The sequence below is a fragment of the Streptomyces sp. NPDC001544 genome (genome assembly GCF_042894285.1).
Lineage (GTDB): Bacteria > Actinomycetota > Actinomycetes > Streptomycetales > Streptomycetaceae > Streptomyces.
Genome location: NZ_JBIAVN010000027.1, coordinates 25,157 through 44,049, shown reverse-complemented (window position 1 = coordinate 44,049; position 18,893 = coordinate 25,157). Strand labels below are relative to the sequence as shown.

Annotated in this window: 18 protein-coding genes; 9 read left to right on the top strand and 9 right to left on the bottom strand. The window is 66.5% G+C overall.

Going from position 1 to position 18,893, the window contains the following annotated elements; all coding sequences use genetic code 11:
• Window positions 1-78: 78 nt before the first annotated feature.
• The 4 genes from ACFY0F_RS37615 to ACFY0F_RS37600 all read right to left on the bottom strand — a co-directional run bounded on the left by ACFY0F_RS37615 (window position 79) and on the right by ACFY0F_RS37600 (window position 4,140).
• Window positions 79-423 carry a WXG100 family type VII secretion target gene (locus ACFY0F_RS37615; RefSeq protein WP_388805151.1) on the bottom strand — a complete coding sequence of 115 codons (345 nt, stop codon included), beginning with the start codon at window positions 421-423 and terminating at the stop codon, window positions 79-81.
• A 139-nt stretch (window positions 424-562) separates the two neighbouring features.
• On the bottom strand, window positions 563-1,789 hold the full coding sequence (locus tag ACFY0F_RS37610) for a S8 family serine peptidase (protein ID WP_388805148.1): 1,227 nt from the start codon (window positions 1,787-1,789) through the stop codon (window positions 563-565).
• 90 nt (window positions 1,790-1,879) lie between these two features.
• Window positions 1,880-3,709, bottom strand: coding sequence for a hypothetical protein (locus ACFY0F_RS37605; protein ID WP_388805145.1), 1,830 nt, complete (start codon window positions 3,707-3,709; stop codon window positions 1,880-1,882).
• A 2-nt stretch (window positions 3,710-3,711) separates the two neighbouring features.
• Entirely contained in the window at window positions 3,712-4,140 is a 429-nt protein-coding gene (locus ACFY0F_RS37600; protein WP_388805143.1) for a hypothetical protein, read from the bottom strand.
• A gap of 586 nt (window positions 4,141-4,726) precedes the next feature.
• On the opposite strand from ACFY0F_RS37600, the gene ACFY0F_RS37595 reads away from it, so the two are divergent.
• The 5 genes from ACFY0F_RS37595 to ACFY0F_RS37575 all read left to right on the top strand — a co-directional run bounded on the left by ACFY0F_RS37595 (window position 4,727) and on the right by ACFY0F_RS37575 (window position 9,578).
• Window positions 4,727-4,972 (top strand): transposase family protein, encoded by a 246-nt coding sequence (locus tag ACFY0F_RS37595; RefSeq protein WP_388805140.1) that lies wholly within the window; start codon window positions 4,727-4,729, stop codon window positions 4,970-4,972.
• A gap of 230 nt (window positions 4,973-5,202) precedes the next feature.
• Window positions 5,203-5,679, top strand: a complete 477-nt coding sequence (locus ACFY0F_RS37590; protein WP_388805137.1) for a hypothetical protein — start codon at window positions 5,203-5,205, stop codon at window positions 5,677-5,679.
• Between the two features lie 10 nt (window positions 5,680-5,689).
• On the top strand, window positions 5,690-7,999 hold the full coding sequence (locus ACFY0F_RS37585; protein WP_388805134.1) for a hypothetical protein: 2,310 nt from the start codon (window positions 5,690-5,692) through the stop codon (window positions 7,997-7,999).
• A gap of 32 nt (window positions 8,000-8,031) precedes the next feature.
• The gene (locus ACFY0F_RS37580; protein WP_388805132.1) at window positions 8,032-8,541 is read left to right on the top strand and encodes a hypothetical protein; all 510 of its coding nucleotides are present in this window, start codon (window positions 8,032-8,034) and stop codon (window positions 8,539-8,541) included.
• A 323-nt stretch (window positions 8,542-8,864) separates the two neighbouring features.
• On the top strand, window positions 8,865-9,578 hold the full coding sequence (locus ACFY0F_RS37575; RefSeq protein ID WP_388805129.1) for a hypothetical protein: 714 nt from the start codon (window positions 8,865-8,867) through the stop codon (window positions 9,576-9,578).
• A 70-nt stretch (window positions 9,579-9,648) separates the two neighbouring features.
• Here ACFY0F_RS37575 and ACFY0F_RS37570 read toward each other — a convergent pair whose 3' ends face one another.
• The 3 genes from ACFY0F_RS37570 to ACFY0F_RS37560 all read right to left on the bottom strand — a co-directional run bounded on the left by ACFY0F_RS37570 (window position 9,649) and on the right by ACFY0F_RS37560 (window position 11,748).
• Entirely contained in the window at window positions 9,649-10,164 is a 516-nt protein-coding gene (locus tag ACFY0F_RS37570) for a hypothetical protein (protein ID WP_388805127.1), read from the bottom strand.
• 33 nt (window positions 10,165-10,197) lie between these two features.
• A complete protein-coding gene (locus ACFY0F_RS37565; RefSeq protein WP_388805125.1) occupies window positions 10,198-11,466 on the bottom strand; it encodes a putative T7SS-secreted protein in 1,269 nt (422 codons plus the stop codon).
• Between the two features lie 66 nt (window positions 11,467-11,532).
• Window positions 11,533-11,748 carry a hypothetical protein gene (locus ACFY0F_RS37560; protein ID WP_388805122.1) on the bottom strand — a complete coding sequence of 72 codons (216 nt, stop codon included), beginning with the start codon at window positions 11,746-11,748 and terminating at the stop codon, window positions 11,533-11,535.
• A 433-nt stretch (window positions 11,749-12,181) separates the two neighbouring features.
• Here ACFY0F_RS37560 and ACFY0F_RS37555 point away from each other — a divergent pair, with 433 nt between their 5' ends.
• Together ACFY0F_RS37555 and ACFY0F_RS37550 are read left to right on the top strand one after the other, a co-directional pair.
• Window positions 12,182-12,538 (top strand): DUF4333 domain-containing protein, encoded by a 357-nt coding sequence (locus tag ACFY0F_RS37555; protein WP_388805119.1) that lies wholly within the window; start codon window positions 12,182-12,184, stop codon window positions 12,536-12,538.
• Between the two features lie 193 nt (window positions 12,539-12,731).
• Window positions 12,732-13,244: a hypothetical protein gene (locus tag ACFY0F_RS37550; protein WP_388805116.1), complete on the top strand. Its 513-nt coding sequence runs from the start codon at window positions 12,732-12,734 to the stop codon at window positions 13,242-13,244.
• Window positions 13,245-13,544: 300 nt separating this feature from the next.
• On the opposite strand, the gene mycP is transcribed toward ACFY0F_RS37550, so the two are convergent.
• On the bottom strand, window positions 13,545-14,834 hold the full coding sequence (gene mycP, locus ACFY0F_RS37545) for a type VII secretion-associated serine protease mycosin (protein ID WP_388805113.1): 1,290 nt from the start codon (window positions 14,832-14,834) through the stop codon (window positions 13,545-13,547).
• Between the two features lie 25 nt (window positions 14,835-14,859).
• Window positions 14,860-16,383, bottom strand: coding sequence for a type VII secretion protein EccB (gene eccB, locus ACFY0F_RS37540; protein ID WP_388805110.1), 1,524 nt, complete (start codon window positions 16,381-16,383; stop codon window positions 14,860-14,862).
• A gap of 204 nt (window positions 16,384-16,587) precedes the next feature.
• Here eccB and eccE point away from each other — a divergent pair, with 204 nt between their 5' ends.
• Complete coding sequence (gene eccE, locus ACFY0F_RS37535) at window positions 16,588-17,958, top strand: type VII secretion protein EccE (protein WP_388805107.1); 1,371 nt, start codon at window positions 16,588-16,590, stop codon at window positions 17,956-17,958.
• Window positions 17,958-18,707 (top strand): hypothetical protein, encoded by a 750-nt coding sequence (locus ACFY0F_RS37530; protein WP_388805104.1) that lies wholly within the window; start codon window positions 17,958-17,960, stop codon window positions 18,705-18,707. The genes eccE and ACFY0F_RS37530 overlap by 1 nt, the downstream gene beginning before the upstream one ends.
• Window positions 18,708-18,893: the final 186 nt, after the last annotated feature.

Here is an 18,893-nt window from a genome sequence, read left to right as displayed (position 1 = left end):
CCTCGTCTCGCTGGTGTGTGCCTGGAGTGCCTGGTGTATGCGCCGGCTGTCCGGCAGTTGTCCTGTGTGCCGCTCGACTCAGTACGAGCTCAGGGGGGACACCGTGGGAGCGCCGTCCTGGACGTCGATCTTGTTGACCGACGCGCGCACCTCGTCTTCCTTGCTGTCCTTGATGTTGCGCGTCGCGTTCATCGCTTCGATTACATCGCCGAGGATGTTGCCGATGTTCTGCAGCGACTCGTTGATCTCGTACTGCTTCTTGTCGAACGCGGCACGGCCGATGCCCTGCCACTGACCCTCGAGGCCGTCGATCACGCCCTGGAGCCCGTGCACACGCTTGCGGATGCCCTCGTACTTCTCGGCCATCTGCTTCTCCAGATGGATTACTGCGGCATCTTCGAGCTTCTGCTTTCCGCCGGCCATGAGGGGCCCTGCCTTTCGTGTTTCCGTCGTTGATTTGATGGTGTCGACTCACCGCCGTTGCTTGTTACTCACAGCGGTGAGCAAGCAGCGCCTGTCCGGTCGGACAGCACGGAGCCATGGCTGATGAGACTGGGGTACGTCACCTGGCTCGCCGGGCCCGAGCGACGGCCACGCCGCCACCGCCGATCACGACGACCGCTGCGACGGCACCCAGCGCGATCCATGGGGTGTTGCCGTTGCCGCCACTCGATGAGTCCGCGTTCGACCCTGCCGCCGAAGTCGGGCCGGTGGAACCCTTTTTCTGGTCTTGTGACGTGGCTGATGCAACAGGAGAGGGGGAAGCGGAAGCCGTGGTTGCGGACTTGGCCAGCAGGTCCCCACCGTTGTTCCTGGCGAGCGGGTCGACGTTCGGCTTGCCGGGGTTGTAATGGGGGTTCGCGAGGACCACGCGCGGGCGAATGATTCCGTAGCCGATGTACTTGCTCGGTTCGTTCTTCGGATAAGTGCGCCCAGCAGTGTCGATCATGGCCCTCACAACCTGGTTCACCGTCCAGCTCGGATGGGCCGACCAGATCAGGGCGGCGGCAGCTGAGGTAAGTGCCGTCGCGGGACTCGTACCGGCTTGACCTTCGCAGTACGAGTGGAAATCGGTACCACAATACGCCGTGATTCCCTCGCCCGGAGCTGCCAGGTCGGCGTAACCCCCGCTCGACGAAAATTTCGACACGGTGAGAGACTTATCGACCGCCGCGACGCCAAGGACATAAGGGTAGGCAGCGGGAAAGTCGGTGTAGCTGTTCACTCCATTGTTGCCTACTGCTGCGACCAGCAACTTTCCCTTCGAGGCCGCATATTTGACCGCGGCCTCGGCCTGATCGCCGATCATATCGCCGAACGACATATTGATGATCTTCGCGTCAGTGTCAGCAGCTGCTCTGAGGGCTTGCCAGGCCTCCGGAGTGTTCTCCTTCTCCTTCCCGTCCTTGATCCCCGCGAGCTGAACGCGGTAAGGAACGATCTTCGCTCCGGGTGCCAGTCCTTTCAGTCCACCCCCCGCCCCAGTACCGGCGATCAACGCGGCCATGCTCGTGCCGTGGCCGGCGTAATCATCCGTAGCGTGGTAAGCGACCGCCTTGGGGACCTCATCGGTCAGAACCTGCCCTTTCAGTGAAGGCGTATCCGCGTTCACCCCGGTGTCGATGACCGCAACCTTGACGCCCTTCCCCGTGCTCACCTTCCACATCTGCTCGGCGTGCATGGGGCTCAGGTACCACTCCTTGGGCTGTTCGGCGGACGCAGCTGTGGCCGGGACCACGCCCATGGCCACAACGGCCAGGGCGCCGACGACCGCAGCCGCCGCGCGCACTCGTCTACCGCAGTGCGCCCTGCCAAGCTCAGCCTGCCCGCCTCGTCGACCGGTCCCTGACTTCATGGCTTTGAATGTCCTCGCTCGCGTTCAGTTGATGACCGGCGGCACGTCGCGCCGGGGTCCGTTCGGCAGGTGCGCCTCTTCGTCTTCGACCAGGTAGTCGGGCCGTGGTGTCCCGTCCGGCCTCCGCTCTTCGCTAGGCCTTCCGTTGTGACCGGCGCCGCGCGTGAGACCGGCACCGCCATGGGTCATGCCGTTACGCTCAGCCCCCGCCGCGGAGGTGCGTGCGGTCGGCCTCCCGGTGACTGCCTCGGACGTTCCCGCACCGGCACGAGAACCAGTCGCAGCCGAGCCGGAGCGCGCCGTGGACTCGGGCTCGGGCCTGCCGAAGACACCACGCTGGCCGAGCCGACCCGTCGTGGACCGGGAGCTGCCTTCTTCCTCACCGCCGATGACCGTGCCTCGAGGTCCCCTCGCCCCGTTCTTCGATGACGGGTTCGTCGAGGAGGGCCGTCCTCCGACGACTCCGTTGGACCGGCCGGCTCCGGTCGTCGGCCCGCTGGTTGTACGCTGCGCCGCCGGGCCGGCGGGTCGCGGCGTACCTCCCGTGATTCCTCGCCCCATGGGGGAGGACGCCCTCGGCCCTGCACCGGTGCCATTGACAGCGGACTGACCAGTCGACGTGGCGCGGCCCATCTGGCCGCTGAGCCCTCGCCCCGTGGACCGCCCGGAACCGGGATTGGTCAACTCAGATGCACCCGCGCGCGTCTGAGCGGAGGGAGGGGTACGGAAACCGCCGGCGCCGCTCAACCCTCGGCCTGAAGTGGCATTGGGAACGGGGAGCCTGAGGCCACCGCCGTCGAACACATTGGGCTGGCTGCCACTTGCAGGAGACGTGCCGGTCACCGGAGGAGTGTGGCTGGGCCCAGGCGTGGTAGTCGTGGGTGTGGGCAGCGTGCCAGTGCTGTCGATGTGCGTTCCCACAGGCACGTCCGGGTGTCTGACTTGGACCGTGGCGTCTTTCACCAGTGCCGGTGCACCACTTGCGTCAGGCACACTCGCGTGATGCACCTGTGCCACCGCGGCGTGATGCACCTGTGCCACCGCGGTGTGATGCCCCCCGACCGCTGTCGAGCCTGTGCCCGCGGAACCGTGTGATCCGGGCCCTCCGGAGGCCGGATCAGGCGATGAGTTGGGCTCGGGCACCCCCACAGCAGGAAGGCCCTTGAACTCGGGCGCGTTCTTGTGCAAGTCCTGCAGCGACTCGTTGGCCACCGCGTAATACGACGCCAACCGATTCATCTGGTTGATCGCCTCTTGGCGGTGCTTCTCCACCTGGACGGCAGCGGCGTAGTCCTTGTTGCTCGCCACCTTCTCGTGCGCAGGGAAGTCCTTGGCCGGCGTCGGATCCGCTCGCGTATCACGCGGGGGCATTGCCTTCCGGACGGACGCCAGTCCCTCGGCCGCGGCGGCGATCTGGTCGCCTGCTCCGCCAGCGAATGCGCTCAGGTGATACGTGCTCGTAACGAGCCCAGCACCCCACGCACGGAAGTTGTCGCCCGCCTTGCCGACCCATGGGACTGTGTCGAACTGGCCCTTCAGGTCGTCGGCCGCTGCCTTGATGGCGTCGCGAGCGTCCCAGAGAGCCCGGCCGGATGACTCCAGGTCCTCCGGGTCCGTCTGCTCGACCAGGTCGAGCATCACGTTGAGGTCGTAGCGGTCGAATTCCGTACGGCTGACCATGGCCTGCGAGTACGGAGTGCCCTTGGCCACGGCACGAATGGCGTTGCCGACGACATCGATGAGGCCGCCGCCACCGTGAGGATGACCCCCAAAGCCCCGGGCGATGTCCGTGAAATTGTTCTGGAAGGAGACCCGGTCCACATCTGCCTGGTGCTGCTTATCCTTTTCGGTCATCCTCAGAGCGCTCCCTTCTCCGCGCCGCCGGTGCTCTTCTCGACCTGTGGATTGAGCTGCTTGATCTCCCACTGGATCTCGTAGAACCGACGACGCTGCTCCTCTTCGAGGTTGTCGAAGGTCCCCTTCGCGCCCAGAACAGCGATGCCGATGGCTTCGATCTGCAGGTGCAGGGTCTTGGAAAGGGCGGTGAGCTTCTCGTGCACAGCGTTGAACGTGCCGTACAAGGCCTCGGCCTCGTGGAAGGTTCCAGTTCCGCTGCGCAACGACCCCTGACGGATCACCTGCGACCCGACCCGCGTCGGATTGCCGGCCGACTTCTCAAGGTCCCGCAGCACCCCGTCCACCCGACTGGCGAACTTCTTCAGCGCGTCACCGCTGGCCTCCAGGTTCGCCGCCGACACGCCCCCACCCATGTCTGCCGGAAGCACGACGCTCCTCCCCGTTGCCCCGTTACATACATCGCCCCCGACCGGATCGGGACCGACCACACAAGCTCACCGTACGATCGCAAAGCGAGCCGCGTCTCACAACGCCTTTACCACTCTAGTCAACCTGCTCAACGGGTCCAACCAGACTGTGCGCCAACCCAGTTACACCGCCGTACCTGGCGCCACACTTTGCCCGATATGCCGGTATGGGGAAGCGATTACGCCAGCGCCAGGCCATGTCATCGACCAGGTGACGGCCCATCGCGGCAACGACCCACGCCGCCCACGCGGGCCCGTTTGCGATCTTCATCAAATTTCCACACGTGACTGATGACGATTCCACGGCGCATCGGCGAAGTGCGACGTGGTTTGCTGGCACGCTTCAGGCTTGCTCGGCGCCCCAGGTGCCGACCGACGCAGTGAGCCTTGTGGTTACCGCGGGGTGATGGCCTTTGCGGTGGCCGCGGCGCAGGACGCTCCCGTGCCGCTGGAGGAGGTGTGGAAGTCCGAACCGTCAAGCGCAGGAGCTCTGATGGTTTCCCTATTCTGCCGCGCTCGACCTCACACTCTGATCGAGTGAGTCACGATGCGCGTCGCGCCTCGCGGGGGTGGCTGCCGCTGCGAACTCCAGTCGGACCAGCGCGCCTTGGTCGGTCTGGTGTACCTGCGCCGGCACGACACTTTCACCCAGGCCGCAGCATGCTCCGGCATCGCTGTCCGTAACGCCCAGGCATACACGAGGGCCGTCATCGATCTGTCGGCCGATCGCGCGCCTGGGCTGCTGATTGCCCTGCGCGAGGCCGATCCCGTGAAGGGCCTCGATCAGGTATAGCCAATCCCTGCCGTCAGCTCCCGTGTGCGGATGGCTCGATCGAGTGGTCTAGGCAACTCTCACAAGCCACGCACCTCCAGAAACCCTCAGGGTCGACAATCTACGCACGCCAGACATGACCCAAATTTTCCCCGAGCCTGGTTGCTAACTTGGTTGGTTACCAACGTCGGAGCGGCAGCACCGGTGATCGCGGCCGCCAATAGCCAGACACACGGGGGAAGGGTCCAGCCATGGCGTGGGACGAGTGGGAGCAGCTGAGGTCAGAGGTCGCCGAGAGGCATGCAACCCATACGCGCCTCAACCAATTGCCGGCCGACGGGGGAGGGGGTGCAGGCGGCGGCGACCTGGTCGTGCACCAAGACGACTTGGGGGCCGTAGGGCACGAGGCCCACGTCCTCTTCAACGACCTCCGTGAGCAGGCCGACATCTCCAGGGCTGGGGCCGGGCAGGGCGACGCCGGCTCGACGATGCAGGCCGCGGCCGGGCTCAAGGCGCGTGGCTTCGCGACCGGCGGTGCGCTGGAGACGACTGTCGAGATGTGGACGTCCCAACTCAAGTCCGTTCTTCAGGCCTGTGCCCACATCTCCAACCACCTGGACTACACCAAGAAGCTCCATACACAGGACGACGCGCAAATCGCAGCGGTCATCAAGGGGCGCGACGGCTCGCCCATGCCGGTCTCGCAGCTCAACGAGTACTTCAAATAGGGGACATCCAGTGGCTCTCACGTTCACGGATCTCGTTGAGGTCGACCTCGACAAGCTTGGTACGGCCGTGTCGGACTGGAAGAAGACGGTCGACAGCCTCAAGACACTGGCGGAGAACGCCCGCAGAGGGATGCAGGCCAAGGCGGACGCCGCCCAGTGGGCCGGCGTCAATGCCACGGTGACGCGGGAGTTCATCACTAAGACAGCCAAAGAGATTTCCGACCTGCACGCCGAGGCGGACAGCATCTACCAGGTGCTCAGCGACGGACACACAGAGCTCGCAGTACTAAAGAAGCAGGTAAAACAAGCGGCGGAAGTGGACGCCAGTAACCTCGGCGTTCGGGTCGAGGACATTGGTGGCGGCAAGGTCCGCTGCTTCTTCCCCCACGTCCGCGGTGACTCGGACGAACGCACGCAGGAGCAACTCGACGCCGAGCAGGAGCTTGAGAGCCGCATCAACCGGTTACTGGACCACGCGGCGGAGATCGACTCCACGGTCGCCCGGGCACTGGCCAAGAGTCACGGCAACGACGCTCATAATGCGGGCCACAGCAAGTACGAGTCCTTGAACGACGCCGAGGTCGAGCGTGCTGTCGAACTAGCCCGCAAGGGCGACAAGATGTCCGACGTGGAACTGCGCGAACTCAACCGGCTGCTGCGGTTCAACTCGGCTGAGAGGGATGGCGAGTTCGCGACGGGGTTCTACAAGGGGCTCGGCGGGCCGGAAAAGGCCTTGCAGTTCTACGCCGAGATGTCGATCGACGGCACCGACGCCGACGCGACCAAGATGCGGCTCAACGAGGTACAGGACCTGCAGAAGGTCATGGGGTACACGTTGGCGAACGCCACGGACCCGGATCACAAGTATCACTTGCCCACCGATTGGAACGCACAGTTCCGTCGACTCGGCACCCAGCAGATCGGCTGGGAGCCAGGGCAGATGAACAAGCCCTACGGCTACCAGGTCCTCGGCGGTCTACTCCGCTACGGCAACTATGACGCACGGTTCCTCAACCCCATCGCGGAGCACATCACCCAGCTTCACAAAGAGGACCCATACCGCTTCCTGGGGAACAAGCCAGCGGGCATGCCTGACCAATATGGATTCAACCCCTCGGGCAAGCTTGGTACCGGCAACGATCCACTCAACAGCGTTCTGGACGCACTGGGGCACAGTCCCGAGGCCTCGGAGAAGTTCTTCACCCAGCCCCCAACGGCGTACAACGAAGACGGGACGGTCAAGAAGGACGGCAAGTTGGGCTTCAGCTCGTACCTCGACCTGTTCACCGACAAGGACTTCGAGTGGACGATCGACACCAACGACACGAACGTCCTGGCCGATGAGGACAAGACCAAGAACGCACTGAACTTCGGCCCCGAGGCGCTCGGGCACGCCTTGGAGTCGGCGACAACCGGGCGACCGTACGACAGTCACGACACCGAAGACGCGATCCGGCACACTGAGGCCCGAGCAAATCTGGTTCGCGAAATCGTCGACAAGTTCGGCGAACACCCGGAGCTCATCCGGCACAACGAGAACGGTGACCTTGAGGACCAGGAGTCGGGTCCTCTGTATGCCATGCGTGGCAGTCTCGGAGAGATTACCTCCGAGTACATGGGCGACTTCCAGCAGGCAATGTACAAGGAGGGTTCGAACAGCGACCTGTTCCCAACCTTTGGTGACGCCGCCAACCTGGACACCGGTCACGCTGCTCGCTTTCTGAGCACGGTCGGGCAGGATCCCCACGCCTATTCAGCGATCACGAGTGCGCAGCAGGCCTACACGGCCGAGGCCGTGGACCGCGTCATCAACGGTGGCAGTCATTCGACGGCGTCGTTGGACGGACGGGTGGGCGACGCGGTCGCGCCAGGTTCGGCGATCGCCGGCATCATGAGCGACGCCCGTGCTGATGCGATCTACGAATATCACGCCGCGTCCGACAAAGAGTTCAACGAGGCCGCAGCCGACAAGCAGAAGTGGGTGAACCGCATCCTGGGCATGGGCATCGAGAAGGTCGGCGAGCGGGTTCCCGTTGCTGGCGCCCCCCTTGAATGGGCATCGGAGGATATTCAGGAATCCATCATGAAGAGCATCGAGCAGGATACGACAACCGAAGCGGAACAAGAAGCCGGGAAACAATATGCCCTGGGTCGTGACGCAGCTATCGACTCAGCCCAAGCAGCGGTCAATACGGCACTGACGAACAATCAGCACATCAACACCGACACCGCTGATGACCTGAGGCGCGCCGCTCGAACGGCCGCCGGCATCAGTCACACGGACGGCGCCCAGTGGAATTCGGAGAGTGACGCAAGTTGAGAGGGGTAACTCATGTCCTGCGGACTTTCTCCTTGGTCGTCATCGCAGCCGTTGCGACCAGTTGCTCGACGGAGGAGCCAAGTCGCGACTTTTCAGTACCAGAAAACTTGTGCGGGCTGTCGGTTCCGACCGATGCGCTCTCCCGCCTTCTGCCTGCCTCCGGCAAGATCCTCACCACTGGCAAGGTTGATGGTTCGCGTGACGACGATCTACTATGCAAGGTCACCGTCGACGGGGACATGGTATTGACGCTCAGCAGAGAGCACATCGACGCCGGTGACTCGGCACGACACATCTTGCTCAGACAACTTTCAATTGGGAAGCAGAAGTCTGCTGAGCGCGGCACCATCGCGTACGCCGAATCGGCCGCTGTGTCACTGCTCCAATGCCGCGGATCTGGCGTGGAGAAGGAAGACATCAGTACTCTCGTCAAGGTCTTGGAGCCGGCGCGGCCAAACGAGTCGGCCATGAGGAGTCTGATTTCCGGCTACACGGCGGCGCTCAAGAAAACGGGCCCCTGCTCACGTAGACCACCTGCGTGACCTCAGCAAACAGACACAAGGTCAGTTGCGGCTTCATGACAGGGATAAAACAGCAAGCGACCTTGAGTAACGCGTCATGGCCGGCTGCGCAACGACAAGCCGCTCACCTTGCGCCGCGGTCGGCTGGCCCGAAGGATCTCGTACGCCCGACTCGACTGCCTGTGTGGCGTGGTGGGCAGACTCCTGCACCCGCTCTGGTCGACGGGCCTAGGCCTCCGGACCAGCGTCAGGCGCCCGAGTCCCGCGCCGCCGCCTCCCTACATCTGCGGCCAAGCGGAAGGCTCGATTCACTGCGTCGCCCGCGTCCGCCATAAGCTGGCACCATGAATGGTTGGGTTGGGGAACTGATCAAGTGGGCGCTGTACGCGTTCGTCGCGGGCATGTTCATCCTGGTGTTCAGCATGTCCAGGTACGGACGCAAGAAGGACGAGAAAATCAGGGAGGGTTACGCACGGCTTGCCCAGATCGCACCGGAACGTGGGTGGACATACCAGCCGCGCGTACAAGGGCAAATCGATCAGTACTGCGGTGTGCGCCCTTTCCCCGGCCGTGGAAGCAACCTGCGGGCGTGGCACTACACCACGGGAGAGTTCCGTGGCCGCCCCTTCAAGTACTTCGAGTACCGCTCCATGAATCTCATGTCGGGCGCTGATGTCGGGGAACGCAAGCAGCCCAACATCGAGGCCGTTTTCATCGTCACGGCGCCAGGCTCGGGACCGCTCACGCAAATCCTCCGTCCGAGCCTGCTGGACAGGCTCTTCGACCGCAGGCCCAAGGTGGAGCTCGGCGTACCGGAATTCGACAAGAACTTCCGAATCATCACGAGGGATGAGGGTTTCGCCCGCAAGGCTCTGAGCCACGACGTGGTGCCCTACCTACTGCAGGACCCGAAGAGCAAGTCCTCACTCCAGCTGCGCGACAACGAATTGTTCACCTGGTACAGGGGCAACCTGTCTCCACAGGCTGTCGACGAGAAGTTGAACTACCTGTGCGATGTCCTGGACCGGATGCCGGCACAGACCTGGAGCGCCGCCTGAGCAATGAGATTGCCCTGGGATGCCCTTTTCCTGTGGTCGACATGCTCGCAGGAATAGGGCACTCTGTCGTTCAGTCCGAGTCTTCCTCGGCCGGCCGAACCGTCCGCAGGAAGGCCTTGAAGTCGTCGATCACCTCTGCCAGCTGGATCGGCTTCGCGGTGAGGACGAGTTCGATGACCGCACGCTTCGCCGGGTTCTTGACGTCTTCCATGCCGAGGTAGACCTGGCTCTGGCGTAGCTCCAGCGGTTCACCCCGCAGGGTGGTGTGGAGGCGCAGGTTCTGGATCACGCCGGGGGCATCCGTCAGGCCCGGGATGTCCGGGGTTCCCACTTCGGACTTCTTGACGACCTCGACGGTGCCCGCCTGCTCCAGCCGGTGCACCGACTCGTCGGCGATCTGCCGCATGGTCGCGTTGTCGTTCCGCATCCGCCCAGTGATGGTGATGTTCGCCGTGAACCCGTCGTCGATGGAGGCGGGATGGAGCGCGACGAAAGCGGCGCCGGGCGCTCCCACCTCATCCGGCGGTGCTGCCTGCCAGCCGTCCGGCAACTCGAACGAGATCTTGACCGGCAACGTGGCCGTCATGGTGAACCCTTCCTTGATGTGCGTCAGCTCAGCCTAGAACCAGTCGCCAATCGCATCGGCCGCGTCACCGAGCGAGTCGACGACCTTGTGCGGATCCACGGTGACGTCGAAGGAGACCTTGCCTCCGACGCCGAGACCGACTCCGACCTCGCCGCCGATGGTGAACTTGCCGTCCTTCATGCCCAGGTCGGCGCTGGCGGAGGCGCCCGCGCCCGCCCATGCCTCGCCGCCGACACCGGCGCCGACACCGGCGACGTCGCCGGAGACCGACCCGGTGGCCTTGGCTCCGGCGAACGCCTCGGCGCCGGCGTGCACTCCGTCCTTGCCGGCGCCAAGGGTCGCGGAGGCCTCGGCACCCGCGTAGGCCTTCCCCTCGACCTGGGCCGCGACATAGCCGTACTCCACACTGCCGTTCGCGGAGGCCTGTGCGAGGTACGCACTTCCCGACAGGCCGGCCTGGAGCCGTCCGTTGGTGATGCTGGCACCGGCGGAACCGTCGACGCCGAGCGCCGAGACGCCGAGAGAACCCTGCAGCTTGCCGTCGCCCCCGAATGAGGTCTCACCCTTCACGTCGCCCGACCATGCATTGGCCCCACCCTGCCACTCGGCGAGCTTGACGGTCAGGTTGGCCTTCTTGCCGGGGGTTGCACCCTCCTCCTCGCCGGTGGGTTCGGGCTTATTGCGGATGAACCAGTTGCCGTCGTCATCCTTGCCCCAGACCTTGTCGGCCCGGTAGAAACCGTCGCCCTTCGGGAGCCAGTTCTCGGTCTCCCACTTCCACCGGTTCTGACTGGTCTTACCGACGCCGTGGTCCGCGACCCACTTCCAGTCGTCCACCCGCTGACGCGCGTCTACCAACCAGCCAGGACTGTGCGACGTACCCCCCGCCAGGTCATTGAGCTTCTTCGTCAGCTTCTCGAGTTCGGGTTTGAGTTGCTTGCGCGCGGCGTTCAGTGTCGTCTGGGCCGCTTCGTGGTCGCCGGACTTCCACTGTTCGATCGCCGTCGAGGCCTGTTTCTGTGCCCATCCCAGCGTGGAGGAGTACGAGGTGACCGCCGCGGCCGCGCCCGACATCGCGTCGGACGCGAGGTACCAGTTGTTCTTCTCCTTGGACAGGGTGGGCCAGAAGGCGTCACTGGCCTGGCCCCTCCAGCCCGGGATCTTGACGTCGCGCAGGCCGTCGCCGATCTTGTCGAACTTCTTGGACCAGCTGGTGAGGGTGGAGGCGAGAGTGGCCAGCTTCCCGGTGTCTCCCGGGATGAGCTCCTTGGGGTCGGTCGTCGACCCCAACTCGGTTGCCATGGATACGGATTCCCCGTTTCTGATTCCGCCCCTGAAGCAGGGCCTGACTCGGACCTGCTTCAGGTCTTAGCTCAAGTCCGACTTGACCGAGTTCACCGCGTCGCGGATGGCCTGGTCCGTCTCCGTGAAGTTGTTGTTGGCCGAGTTCAGCCCCTCGGCCAGGGACGCCGCACAGTCGGCGAGGAACTCGGCTCCCAGCTCCCATGTGCCGCAGAACGTGACCAGCGCCTCGGCCGCCGAATCGTCCCCGATCGCGGAGCCCTGCTCGGCCAGGCCTTGCATGTCCACCTTCTGAACTGACGTAAGGCATTCCAGAATGTCCGAAGCACCCTTCTTCAGGACGCCTGGCCCTACTCCGAGATCACCCGACACGAGACCCCCGCCTCATTTCTTCAACACCGCCCGCATACATGCGCCTTGGCGATCGACTTGCTAACGCTAACACCAGCCTCGCGCCCTCAACGCCGAGCTCACCGGCCCCACACGACTCACCCGGGCTCATCACCGGTGTGCGTGAGAGAGACCGTCGACCTGGTCAGATTATGTGAAGATGCGTCAGGTGGTATGTGCGTTTGATGGCTGACTCCCTTGAAAACAGGGGCCGTTCACGTCCGAGCGGAGACCATATGGTGTTCGTCTGCAACGTCCCGGGAACTGTCGATGCCAGTATGCTTCCGCCATTCCCTGTCCTGCTCAGCCGAATTGGAGCACACCCATGACCACAGCCCGCCCGTCCGCCGCCGCTTGGAGCCTTACGGCCGTGGCCGCCGGCGTGCTGCTCGTCGGCTGCTCGGCCTCGGTGCATGCCGAAAAGGCCACCACACCGAAAATGTCCAAGGACAAACTGGCCAACACCGTCGCCGAGAGGCTCGCTGCCACGACCGGCCAGCCGAAGCCGGACATCGCCTGCCCCGAGGACCTCGACGCCAAAGTCGGCACCACCACCCGGTGCAAGCTCACGGCCAAGGACGGCAGCACCTTGGGCGTAACGGTCAGGGTGACCTCGGTCAAGGGAAGCCAGATCAACTTCGACATCAAGGCCGACGACAAGGTCACTCCCGCCCCGAACTGACCGCCATGCCGTTCAACACCGGGGGCTGGCGTCCCTGGCCGCAGCCCGGCAGCCGTTCCGGTCGCCGGGCTTTCGCACGCCGAGGGGATGTTCGTTCTCCGGTGGTGGCGACTGCGACTTGCGACGCGTCACTCATGAGACATACGGGGCAGGCACTTTGTGCCGGGGTTGCCGTCCTTCATAGGTTGACCTCATGGGACTCTTCGACAAACTGACCGGCACCAAGCACCCGCCGGAGGGGACTGTGCCGGTTCCGGGGGAAGAACTGCGGGCGGCGCTGCTCGGGCTGAGCCGACCCGACCTCCCGTACGTCATCCGTTACGGCGGCGGTGAGGGGTGCGACCTGGTGGCGGAGTGGCGGTTGGCGGAGCCCGCATGGCAGAACTTCTTCGTGCGGTCCCAGATCAGTCACGCCGTGCGGATCCGGATGCGGCTGGTCCACAAGGAGCACGAGGTGCGTGCTCTTGAGGAGCAGTGGGAGCTCAAGCGGGTCGGGACGCCGACGACGCTCCAGGCATCGTCGGAGTACACGCGCGGGCCGAGCCGGACCGTCAGCCGCCAGTGGACCATCGGTCGTGGGGAAAGCGGTCGCCTCGAGGCGACGGAGACCTTCCGCTTCGACAGCTCCGAGCTTCGCGAGCCGCTGCGGGACACCGTCCTGAAGTCCGGCTGGGTCTGGCGGGGAGTGGTCTTCGGCAAGCTGTGAGGTCCATCGCCCCTCACCGAAGCCGCCCTGTCAGCAGCCGCTCAACGTCCTGCCGGGGCCGGCGCTCGCCTTCCGTGGCTCCACGGCAAGCTGTGTCCCCAAGACGTCGACGATGCAGACACCCCAGCCGCGACCAGGCCCTCGAAGAGGGTCAGGGCGATCCCGAAGGCGGAGTCGGGGAGTTCGGGCGCCGAGGGATTGAGGCACTCGCACCAGGGCCGGGCCCCGGCGCCCTTGACGCAGGCCTGGGCCAGGAGCGCGGCGGGCAGGGACAGATTCGGCCCGGCACGCTCCGCCTCGTCAGGGCGTGCCCCGCCCGCCCTGCAGCAACCTCGCCCGCCTGCGCCGCGCGTCGCGGACCGCCACGGCCGTGCCGCTCAGGCCTGCCACGCCGACCAGGCCGGCCACGACCACGTAGGTGGCCAGGCGGGTGTTCCGTTCGTCCGGTGTCTCGCCGAAGTGGAGGGGGGCGACCGAGGGGGCCTCGGCTCTGGACACGCCGCCCTCGGGTTGTGGGGACTGGACGGGGTGTTCGGGGTCGACGTCCGTCAGCGCCTTCACCGGGTCCACCACTCCCCAGCCCACCAGTCGGTCGTGTCCCGGGATCGAGCGTTCCGCCGTCTGTTCGATCTGGGCGACGATCTCCTGGGCGGTCCATTTGGGGTACTTGGCCTTCAACAGGGCTGCCACGCCGGCCACATAGGGGGCCGAGAAACTCGTGCCGTTGTCCGAGCAGTGGCCGCCGCCGGGAACTGTGGAGATCATGTCGACGCCGGGTGCGGCGACGCCCACCGTGTCCTGTGACTGTGAGAACGGCGCCCGTTCGTTGTTGCGGTCGGACGCCGCCACCGCCAGGACGCCCTTGTACGACGCCGGGTACGTCACTTTGACGTTGCCGCCCAGGCCGTCGTTGCCGGCCGAGGCCACGATGACGACGTTCCGGGCGAGGGCGTCGTCGACGGCCTGCTTCAGCTGCGGGCCTCCCGCGACCGCGTTGGCGGTGTCCTGGGAGATGTTGATGACGCCCGCGCCCGCCTGGACCGCGTACCGGATCGCCGAGGCCAGCGTGAGCGTCGTGCCGTCGCCTTCGGCGTCGTTCTGCTTGATCGGGATGATCGTCGCGTCCGGGGCCAGGCCCACGAAGCCCGTTCCCTGCGCCGGGCGGGCCGCGATGATGCCCGCCACGCGGGTGCCGTGGCCGACCGTGTCCGTGGTGCCCGAGTTGTTTCCGCGGTCGATCTTCTCGCCCTTGGAGTTCTCGGCGGGCAGCAGGTTCTTGCCCTTGGACACGTTCACGGCCTTGGTGAGCTGCGGGTTCTTGACGTCCACTCCGGTGTCGATCACGGCCACCTGGACGCCCTTGCCGGTGGACTGACCCCAGAGCTGGTCCATGTTGACGCGCTGCAGCGCCCAGGGCCGGCCCGCGTACTTCTTCGACGGGAAGGTGCACTGGCCGTCGTCCGCCCGGGCAGGGGAAGCGGGAAGGGCGATCACCGTGGTCGTCGCGGTGATGACCACCCCGGCGGCCGAGAGCGCCGCTCGGGCCGGGATGCCCGGCGTCCTCGTCCCTGATGTCCTTGCCTTCAGCATGAGTCCGTTCTCCTCCGCCCCTTCTCTACGAACCCTGCGGTTGCCGTGCCGCCGACTCCGACAGGCGCGGGCCCGTCGGCAGGAACGTCGACCACTCCGCGGGGATGGGCGTGGGCGTCACCTTCTCGTAGCCGAGGCGGGTCTGGGCGATCTTCGCCTCGCTCGGCTCCTCCTTGCGCTGCTTGGCGGAGATGCCGATGCCCTGGTCGTCGGTGGCGCTGTCGCTGTTGGACTGCAGGGCGTAGCGCAGGCCTGTGTCGGTGACCAGGAAGACGCCTCCGGCCGAGGTCTCCGTGCCCTTGAACTGGCGGTAGAGCTGGCCGGAGCCGGGGGTGACGTACGCGCTGGAGGAGCCGGTGGGCAGCTGGGCGGGGAAGTCCGTGCCCACCCAGGTCGACAGGGTGGTGGTGCCCTTGGCGCCGACCGAGCGCAGGACGTTGCAGACCGTGTTGCGGCCGCTGGTGGTGCTGGAGCCGTCGTTCACCGTCCTCGGCTTGTACGTCGGCCAGTTCTTCTCCGCGTCGAACGTCGTGCTGTCGGCGACCGCGCCAGGGCTGACCTGCTGCGCCTCACCGGCCTGGTCCGTGGCGACGAGGTCTCCGCTGTTCAGCAGGAGCGTGGCCGTGAACTCGGTGATGCGGGCCACCTTTCCCGGGAGTACGACGTAGTACTGCATCGTCTGGCCGTCGTACGCCTTGATGACCTCGCCGACCTTGTCGTACTGCCGCAGCAGGCCGGAGGCGCCGGCCTTCGCGCCGGGCGTGCCCGGGATCTTCGGGATGGAGATCGGAGCGCCCTTGCGGAGGGTGTCGAGCCATTCCTGGGAGACGCGCTGCGGGGCGCGGCTCTGGGTGTCGAGGGCCTTGAGCAGTTCCTTGTCGCTCGGGTCGGCGATCTCGTACGCCGTGCCTCGTGCGTCGACGACGTACTGGGTCTTGCCGTCCGGGCCGACGACGTACATCAGGTCGCCGCGGGTGAGCTTGTCCGCGCCCTCCGTCCTGGACCATTCCTTCTTGGCGAGGACGAACGCCGCCTTCTGGATGGCCCGGCCACCGTCGCCGGGGCGCTCGCACACCGCCCAGCGTTTGGCGGCCTCCGCATCACCCGGGGACGGCAGGCGGTCGGGGGCGTAGGGGATGCCGATGGTCGCGCCGTGCGGGGGTTTGCCGCTGTCGAGGACCTTCTCGTCGACGGTGATGACGCTGTCCTTGCCGGGCTCCAGGAGGAGCTTGGCCGAGGCCATGTTGAGGACAGGGTGCAGCTGCGTCTCCTTGCCCGTCTTCAACACCACATACCGGGTGGTGGACTTGCTCGCGACGATGACGTGCTCGTTCGGCGTGTCCCAGCCCTTGGGGGCCGTGGGGCTGAACATTCCGACCGCGCCGAACACCGCGAGGACCACCACGCCGACGACGAGGCCGGGCACCAGCGCGCTCAGCGGTTTGGGGGCGCCCTCCTCCGAGCCGGAGACGGACGGCTGCAGGAATGACGCGAGCGTGCGGCGCTTCGCGAAGGTGTAGGCGTTGAGTTCGTCCCGCCGTGATGCCATTTGTGTCCGCTCTCTCCCCGTTGCGGAGCCGTGGGGGACCTGTGAAGATCCGTCCCCCGCCCTCGGTTGCCTCTGGTGCCTCGACTGTCAGACCCGGCCCCTACTATGCCTGTTGCGTGGACGTGCTTGTGGCACAGGTAGGGTGCTCAGGGCTTGAAGGGACCGGAGCGCCGGGTTTCAGGGAGAGTTCGGGGGTTTGGAGTGATGGCTTCCGTAACGCGGAGCCGGTCGCGATCGCAATCGGAGTCACGGTCGGGGGGCGCGGGCTCGCCGGACGCCCGCGGCTCTTCGTCCTCCCGACCGGGCGGCCAGCAGGCACGTACGCCCCACCAGGGCGCATTCACGCCGCATCTGGAGTCCCGTTCGGGGCGCGGCGGTTCGTTCGCGGTGCAGCGGCTGGTGCTGCTGGAGATCGCGGCCGCGCTCGTGCTGTGCGGATGGGTCGTGGGTATGGTCGCCCTGGTGGTCGCCGTCGCGGTCGCGGCGATGCTCGTGGTGCTCGCCGTCGTACGACGCCGGGGGCGTTCCCTGCCGGAGTGGCTCGGCACCCTGCTGGCGCTGCGGGCTCGCAGGCGGCGGGCCGAGAGCACACCGGTGCCACCGGGTACCGACTCCGGTCTGGCGCCTGCGGTGGAGTGCGATCCGGCTCTGCGCACGTACAGCCACAACCGCGGCGACGACCGCGACCAGCGGCCGATCGGCATGGTGGGTGACGGCGGTTTCCTGACCGTGGTGCTCCAGGTGGAGTCGGACGCCGGCGCGCTGCGCGCGGAGCGCACCCACAGACCGCTGCCGATGGCGCTCGTACGGGATGTCCTCGAAGTCGACGGAATCCGGCTGGAGTCGGCGCAGATCGTGGTGCACACACAGCCCGCGCCCGCGCTGCACCTGCCCCAGCAGTCGGTCGTGGTCAGCAACTACGCACCGCTGCAGGCCCAGACCGGCTCCCCCGCCGTGCGCATCACGTGGATCGCGTTGAAGCTCGATCCCGAGCTGTGCCCGGAGGCGGTGGCCGCGCGCGGCGGCGGGCTGCTGGGGGCGCAGAAGTGCCTGACCCGCTCCGCCGAACATCTGTCGAGCCGGCTCACCGGGGCCGGATTCCGGGCGAGCGTGCTCACCGAGGAGGAGCTGACGGCCGCCATCGCCACCTCCGCGTGCGCCAATCCGATGGTGACGGCGCAGGCGGCACAGACAGGACGGGGCGAGGCGCCGCAGCGCCGTACCGAGGAGTCCAGCCGCAGCTGGCGCTGCGACAACCGCCGGCACACCACTTACTGGGTGCGCCGTTGGCCCCCGCTGGGCGGATCCGGTGGCTCGCTGGCGCAGTTGGTGGCCCAGCTGACCGTGGTGCCCGCGCTGGCGACGACGTTCAGCCTGACGCTGGCCAAGGGTGCGCGGCAGGACGTGACGGTCACCGGTCATCTGAGGATCACCGGCCGCAGCAACCAGGAGTTGACCGACGCGCGGCGCGAACTGGAGCGTGCGGCGCAGCAGGCGCGGACCCAGCTCGCGCGCCTGGACCGTGAGCAGCTGCCCGGCGTTCTGGCCACCCTGCCGCTGGGAGGTGCCCGTTGATGGCCGTGACGACTTCACCCACTTCGTCGGCGTCGGGCCTCGGCGAGCGGCTGCGCACCGGCTTCGGCCTGCTGGGCCCCCGCCACCCGCGGCACACGCTGCCCGTGGAGCAGTTCGACGCGCTGTCCCTGCCCATCGGCGACGACGGCGTGGTGGCCGGCGTGGACGCGGAGGGGCAGCCGGCCGTACTGGGGATCAACCGGCCCACTCCGTACGACGTCGTGCTGATCGGCGGTCTGTGGACGGCGCAGGTGCTGGCGCTGCGTACGGCGGCGACGGGTGCGCGGGTCGCGGTCGAGACCGGTCGGCCGCAGGCCTGGATCCAGATGGTGCACGCCATGGGCGGCGGGCAGAACGGGCTCGCCGTGTACGAGGTGGGGCAGGTGCCGCCGCAGGGTGCGTCGGCCGGGACGCCCGTGCTGGTGGTGCGGGACTGCGGTATGCGGCCGCCCCGCGGGCGCGTGGTGTCCGGGCCGTGGCAGTCGGTGCTGACCTTGCTGCCGTACCTCAGTCCCGTCGCGCCCCGGCTGCTGCGGCAGGCGCGGCTCGCCGGCATTCAGCGGGTCTCGCCGGACGAGGCGGCGGAACTGGGCCGCACCATGGGTCTGTCCCGGACCGAGGTGGACTCGCTGCCGGCGCTGCCCGACGGCGTCACCCTGTGGTGCACCGACCGCGACCGGCAGTACGCGCTGACTCAACCCACTGATGCCGAGATCGGATTGTTGGGCACCCCGAGGCGAATGGACTGAACTGGTTGCCTTTGCCTGCTTTGTTCGCCGGTTTTCACGGCAAAGCAGAGGGCAGCTCAGGCATTTCCGGTGCGGTGTGACCTGGTGTGCGGGTGCTGAGGGGCGGACGGGCCTGCCCGGGTGCGGCTCGTGGTGATTAGGCTGGTACCGGGCGCGATGCCAGAACCCGTGGACCGGGCATCGACT

Excerpts from the sequence above, each read along its gene's own strand:
- eccE (WP_388805107.1), top strand. The coding sequence starts at position 16,588 with ATGGCTTCCGTAACGCGGAGCCGGTCGCGATCGCAATCGGAGTCACGG.
- eccB (WP_388805110.1), bottom strand. The coding sequence starts at position 16,383 with ATGGCATCACGGCGGGACGAACTCAACGCCTACACCTTCGCGAAGCGC.
- ACFY0F_RS37570 (WP_388805127.1), bottom strand. The coding sequence starts at position 10,164 with ATGACGGCCACGTTGCCGGTCAAGATCTCGTTCGAGTTGCCGGACGGC.
- ACFY0F_RS37590 (WP_388805137.1), top strand. The coding sequence starts at position 5,203 with ATGGCGTGGGACGAGTGGGAGCAGCTGAGGTCAGAGGTCGCCGAGAGG.
- ACFY0F_RS37575 (WP_388805129.1), top strand. The coding sequence starts at position 8,865 with ATGAATGGTTGGGTTGGGGAACTGATCAAGTGGGCGCTGTACGCGTTC.
- ACFY0F_RS37595 (WP_388805140.1), top strand. The coding sequence starts at position 4,727 with ATGCGCGTCGCGCCTCGCGGGGGTGGCTGCCGCTGCGAACTCCAGTCG.
- ACFY0F_RS37560 (WP_388805122.1), bottom strand. The coding sequence starts at position 11,748 with ATGCAAGGCCTGGCCGAGCAGGGCTCCGCGATCGGGGACGATTCGGCG.
- ACFY0F_RS37565 (WP_388805125.1), bottom strand. The coding sequence starts at position 11,466 with ATGGCAACCGAGTTGGGGTCGACGACCGACCCCAAGGAGCTCATCCCG.
- ACFY0F_RS37550 (WP_388805116.1), top strand. The coding sequence starts at position 12,732 with ATGGGACTCTTCGACAAACTGACCGGCACCAAGCACCCGCCGGAGGGG.
- ACFY0F_RS37615 (WP_388805151.1), bottom strand. The coding sequence starts at position 423 with ATGGCCGGCGGAAAGCAGAAGCTCGAAGATGCCGCAGTAATCCATCTG.
- ACFY0F_RS37555 (WP_388805119.1), top strand. The coding sequence starts at position 12,182 with ATGACCACAGCCCGCCCGTCCGCCGCCGCTTGGAGCCTTACGGCCGTG.
- ACFY0F_RS37605 (WP_388805145.1), bottom strand. The coding sequence starts at position 3,709 with ATGACCGAAAAGGATAAGCAGCACCAGGCAGATGTGGACCGGGTCTCC.
- ACFY0F_RS37530 (WP_388805104.1), top strand. The coding sequence starts at position 17,958 with ATGGCCGTGACGACTTCACCCACTTCGTCGGCGTCGGGCCTCGGCGAG.
- mycP (WP_388805113.1), bottom strand. The coding sequence starts at position 14,834 with ATGCTGAAGGCAAGGACATCAGGGACGAGGACGCCGGGCATCCCGGCC.